Source organism: Candidatus Neomarinimicrobiota bacterium (assembly GCA_018647265.1).
In the GTDB taxonomy this organism is placed as follows: Bacteria; Fidelibacterota; Marinisomatia; order Marinisomatales; family TCS55; genus TCS55.
In genome coordinates, this window is record JABGTK010000033.1 from 1 (window position 1) to 4,795 (window position 4,795).

6 protein-coding genes are annotated in these 4,795 nt (G+C 38.2%); all 6 read right to left on the reverse strand.

Annotation, left to right across the window (positions count from 1 at the left end):
- Window positions 1-318 (reverse strand): 3-phosphoshikimate 1-carboxyvinyltransferase (locus HN459_02280; GenBank protein MBT3478268.1); only part of this gene is annotated, 318 nt, incomplete at its 3' end.
- Window positions 319-401: 83 nt separating this feature from the next.
- The gene (locus tag HN459_02285) at window positions 402-1,487 is read right to left on the reverse strand and encodes a Fic family protein (protein ID MBT3478269.1); all 1,086 of its coding nucleotides are present in this window, start codon (window positions 1,485-1,487) and stop codon (window positions 402-404) included.
- A 110-nt stretch (window positions 1,488-1,597) separates the two neighbouring features.
- Entirely contained in the window at window positions 1,598-2,941 is a 1,344-nt protein-coding gene (locus HN459_02290; protein MBT3478270.1) for a 3-deoxy-7-phosphoheptulonate synthase class II, read from the reverse strand.
- Window positions 2,928-3,665, reverse strand: a complete 738-nt coding sequence (locus HN459_02295; GenBank protein MBT3478271.1) for a prephenate dehydrogenase/arogenate dehydrogenase family protein — start codon at window positions 3,663-3,665, stop codon at window positions 2,928-2,930. Before HN459_02295 ends, HN459_02290 begins: the two co-directional genes overlap by 14 nt.
- Entirely contained in the window at window positions 3,662-4,234 is a 573-nt protein-coding gene (locus HN459_02300; protein ID MBT3478272.1) for a prephenate dehydratase, read from the reverse strand. Before HN459_02300 ends, HN459_02295 begins: the two co-directional genes overlap by 4 nt.
- Window positions 4,231-4,795, reverse strand: a 565-nt coding sequence (gene trpA, locus HN459_02305) for a tryptophan synthase subunit alpha (protein ID MBT3478273.1), incomplete at its 5' end; no start/stop codon positions are given. The genes HN459_02300 and trpA, both read right to left, overlap by 4 nt.

Genomic DNA, 4,795 nt, shown 5'->3' on the forward strand with positions numbered 1-4,795 from the left:
AAGGGAATCATCCCCAATGAATGTTGCATTAATGCCTTGGCCGGCCAACAGTCCTAAAAGTAATCGTGTTGTTGTGCCAGAATTCCCACAGTCTAAGGGTAGTGCTGGATTGGAAAATTTTCCACCTGTAACAATCACGTCATTTTCATCATTGCGAATTTCAATTCCGCATGCTTCAAGACATTTTCGCGTGGATTGAACATCAGCACCTGTGGATAGGTTAGATATCCGTGATTCGCCATCCGCTAATGAAGCAAACATGAGCGAGCGGTGAGAAATGGATTTATCTCCCGGGAATGTTATTTCGCCTTTAATCATGAATAAAATTTAATATCATCACATGTGTAATTAATTGCAAAATATAGACACGTAATAGAAACATGTCCAAGCCTTGGACATGGTCATTTTGACAATAATTCATAAAGATTATTATTGATGAATACATTTTCTTTCCCAATTTTTTTAGGGGATAAAACGCCAATTTTTTCTAATTCTCTTAAATATTCAGCCGCTGTTTTTCGTTGTGCGATATTGGCATCAACAAGAAATTTTATTTTAATGTAGGGTTGTTCAAATAATAATTCTACCAACTCTTTTGAATACACTCGTTTTGGCAGTTTCTCTTTACAGAATAAAACTGTTTTATCTAATAAATCTCGAATCGCTTGGATTTTTTCCATAGTATTGGTCGAAGTGACATGGATTGCATCCAGTATAAATAATACCCAAGGCTCCCATTCGTTTTTAGCTGTAACATTTCGCAAATGTTGATAATAATCATTCTTTCTTTCAATAATGTATTTGCTTAAATAGAGAATTGGTAACTCCAACAATCCCATTTGGTTAAGATATAAAATATTTAAAATCCTGCCCGTTCTTCCATTTCCGTCAAAAAACGGATGAATCGCTTCAAATTGATAATGTATTATTCCAAGCTTTATTAAGGGGTCAACCGAATCATTTTCATGAATATAATCTTCAAGATTACGAAGTAAATCCCGAATAATTTTTTCTCCTTCTGGTGGTGAATAAATGGTCTTTCCAGTCGCTGGATTTCCAATAATGGTTCCCGGTACATTTCGAATACCGGCTGTATTTATTTTAATCGTTTGAACAATTTCTATCCATAGGTTAGTATTTAAAATAGGTTTTTTCTTTAAGGCCAAATATCCATTCAATAATGCTTCCCTATATCGGAGAACTTCCTTGGTTTGTGCGTCTATTTTCCCTGTTGATGTCGAAAATGCCTGATAAAGATGGTCATTTGTTGTGAAAATGTTTTCAATTTCTGAACTATCTTTTGCTTCTTGTAATGTAAGCGAATTAATCAAAATACTTGGGTTTGGAATTTTTTGACAAACACCATTTAATTTTGCCAATGAACGAGTTGCTGTGATGGTTTTTTTAAGAATTCTTGATGTTTCCAATTCAATATCTGGTGGTAAAACAGGTAAATCATTGAATGGTTTATTTGGGTGAAACATTATTCTCTTGTTATTTTTCATGGGTGCAATTTACACACGTTTTAATAACATGTGTAAATAATCGCAAAATATGGACACGTAATAAAAACATGTCCAAGTTGGACATGTTCATTTTAATGCCCATTCGTTTTCAATTCATCCGCAATCAAAAATGCCAACTCAATGGCTTGGTTTGCGTTTAATCGCGGATCGCAATGGGTGCGATATCTGTCGGTCAAATCCGCTTCAGAAATATGATCTAATCCGCCGGTGCATTCGGTAACATTTTGGCCGGTCATTTCTAAATGAATACCGCCAATTCGGGAGTTTTCAGATTTATGGATTTGGATATTTTGTTTTACTTCATCAATAATTCTGTCGAAGGGTCGAGTCTTAATTCCATTACTGCTTTTGATGGTATTCCCATGCATGGGGTCGCAAGACCAAACTACGGTGCGTCCTTCAGATTTAACTTTTCGAATCAATTTTGGCAAGTATGTTTCCACTTTATCATGCCCGAATCGGGCAATAAGTGTAATCCGTCCCGCTTCATTCTTAGGATTCAAAATATCCAAAAGGGCCATGAGTTCATCAGGATCCAGTGATGGTCCGCATTTGATACCAATAGGGTTTTTTATTCCGCGACAGAACTCCACATGGGCGCTATCTTTAAAGCGAGTCCGATCCCCAATCCAAACAAAATGGGCTGATGTGTTATACACATCTCCTGACGTGGAATCAACACGGGTCAGCGCTTCTTCATAAGGGAGTAGCAATGCTTCGTGACTTGTATAATAATGGACGCGCCGTAGCTGGGGCGTATTGGTGGAATTGATCCCCAATGCTTCCATAAAGTTCAAGCTTTCCTGAATTTGGTGCGCTAAATGACGATAACGTTCACCTTGGGGGCCGCTTTTCACAAAGCCCATATTCCATGAATTCACATGACGGAGATCAGCATAACCACCATCAGCAAAAGCACGGAGTAAATTTAACGTGGATGCTGCTTGGGAATAAGCTTTCAGCATTCGTTCTGGGTTGGGTTGCCGCTTGTCAGGATCAAAATTAATATCATTAATAATGTCGCCGGTATAGCTTGGAAGTTCAACGCCATTAATCGTTTCAGTTTTGCTGGATCTCGGTTTGGCGAACTGCCCTGCCATACGCCCGAGTTTTACCACGGGAAGATTTGCTCCGGATGTTAGAATCACTGCCATTTGCAAAATTACCCGAAAGGTATCGCGGATATTATCCGCATGAAATTCAGAAAAACTTTCGGCACAATCTCCGCCTTGAAGCAGAAAGCCATTTCCTTCCGCCACATCCGCCAAGGATTGTTTTAAGGAACGAACTTCCCCGGCAAAAACAAGGGGTGGAAAATTTCCAAGTGTCTTTTCAACTTCGGATAAATGTTCCTGATCTGGATAATCGGGAATATGTTTGGCGGTAAAATTCCGCCAGCTGTCAGTCTGCCACATTTTGTAATTCCTTCAGGCGATCATCCAAAGAATTTGTCGCCAGTTTAAGTTTTTTTATCGTTTCATCTGTGTAAGGATTGTAAAGTTGAAGATCAGTGTACAATTCCCAAGTATCGTTACACGTTTGGTCTACCAAATCCAAAAGATCGCGAAATCCTTGTGTATCAATAGCGGTTTTTCCAATGCCATATTCTTTTAACATGCGTCCCAAAAAGTGAGTCACACCTTGTGTTTTTGCCGCTAGTTGATCATGCTCATCTGGAGACATTTCCATCACTTGGATTCCTTGATCTGTGAAAAATCTCTGCCAGAATTTAAATTGTTCTTGCGAGTCTCTCGTATTATTCATCATCATTTTTAGACGATTGTTGGACACAAAAGAATCGGGTCCAAACATGGGATGTGTGGCAATGATGCCCACATGATTTGGTAAATATTTTTCCATCATATTTACAGGATGCGTTTTCACAGAACACACATCAATGATAGTTGTTCCATGGGAAAGATTTGGTGAAATTTCTTTTATGACAGATTCAAAATGCCGAATAGGCACTGCAATAAAAATGACTTTTTCTTTCAAAACAGATTTCAGATCAGTAAATGTAACGCTGGGAAATGCTCCATTTGATTTCGGATCGTAAGCATTAATGGAAAATCCTTTTTGCAAAATATTGGCTAAGACTTTCCCAAATCTTCCAAATCCGATTATACCGATGCTATTCATGAATCACCCAATTTTTTAATACCAAGAAATAAGGTAAGGTTATGTTTTAGATCATGGATGCTTTCTTGAAGAATTTCTAATCCATATAATTCGGCACACGCATTATTGGCAATCACGCCGGCTGTTTTTGGAAGTTTTCCTTCCGATAATCGTCGAGCAGCTTCGGCAGTATCGTCTTCTTCAATCAGCGGTCTAGTCCAAAAATGTTCACTCAAATAATCTTTACATTGACGTAATGCTTGTTGATGAGAATGTATTTCTGTCACATCGCCAACATACATCCCCGGCAAACTCAATAAATTTTGATTAATGGGAATGTGAAACATTTCAATAATATTGCAACGATATTTTGCCAGCGCTTCAACACTTTCGATTACAACACCGCCTTGGGCATTTTCCATGGCAAAAATACCGAAATCTGTTTCGCCATTTTCAACACCGGCTAATACCTGTTCTGATGAAATTTGGTAAATAATCTCGGCCCCTTCAAGCCCGTGATTATGGGAAAATTCTTGAGCTGCTTGTTCGGAAAAGCTGCCTTTTCCGCCTTGGATTCCAATTGTAATCATAATGTTCCTTTTAGGTCTTGAATTAAATTTTTTGTTGCTTCCACAGGATCGGATTTCCCGTCCATATTTTTAATAATAGCTGATCCTACCACAGCGCCATCGGAATGTTCATTGAACCAAACCACATCACTTCGAGTACTGATTCCGAAACCAACTACAAAAGGTGTAACGCTATATTTACGTACGCGATTTAAGTATTCCGAAAGGGCATCTTTGGATGCTAAATCATTTCCTGTAATGCCCAAAATGCTAACGGCATAAATTAAATCACCCGCTAGTTCTGATATTTTTTTAATGCGTTCATTGGGTGTATTAGGGGCCACCAATAAAATAGGAGAGACACCTTTGGCTTTTGCCAATTCACAAAAGGGTGTTGCTTCTTCTAAAGGTAAATCTGGAAGAATTAATCCATCAACTCCTGATGAAACACAATTATTCAGAAATGTTTCATGTCCCATTTTCAGAATCGGATTATAGTAACCCATTAGTGCGATTGGGACCTTTGTTCTTTGTCGAATTTCTGTAACTTGTTCAAATATTTTCTTTAGCGTCATACCATTA

Bases quoted from the DNA above. Each gene is read 5' to 3' on its own strand.
- HN459_02290 (MBT3478270.1), bottom strand. From the start codon at position 2,941: ATGTGGCAGACTGACAGCTGGCGGAATTTTACCGCCAAACATATTCCC.
- HN459_02295 (MBT3478271.1), bottom strand. From the start codon at position 3,665: ATGAATAGCATCGGTATAATCGGATTTGGAAGATTTGGGAAAGTCTTA.
- HN459_02300 (MBT3478272.1), bottom strand. From the start codon at position 4,234: ATGATTACAATTGGAATCCAAGGCGGAAAAGGCAGCTTTTCCGAACAA.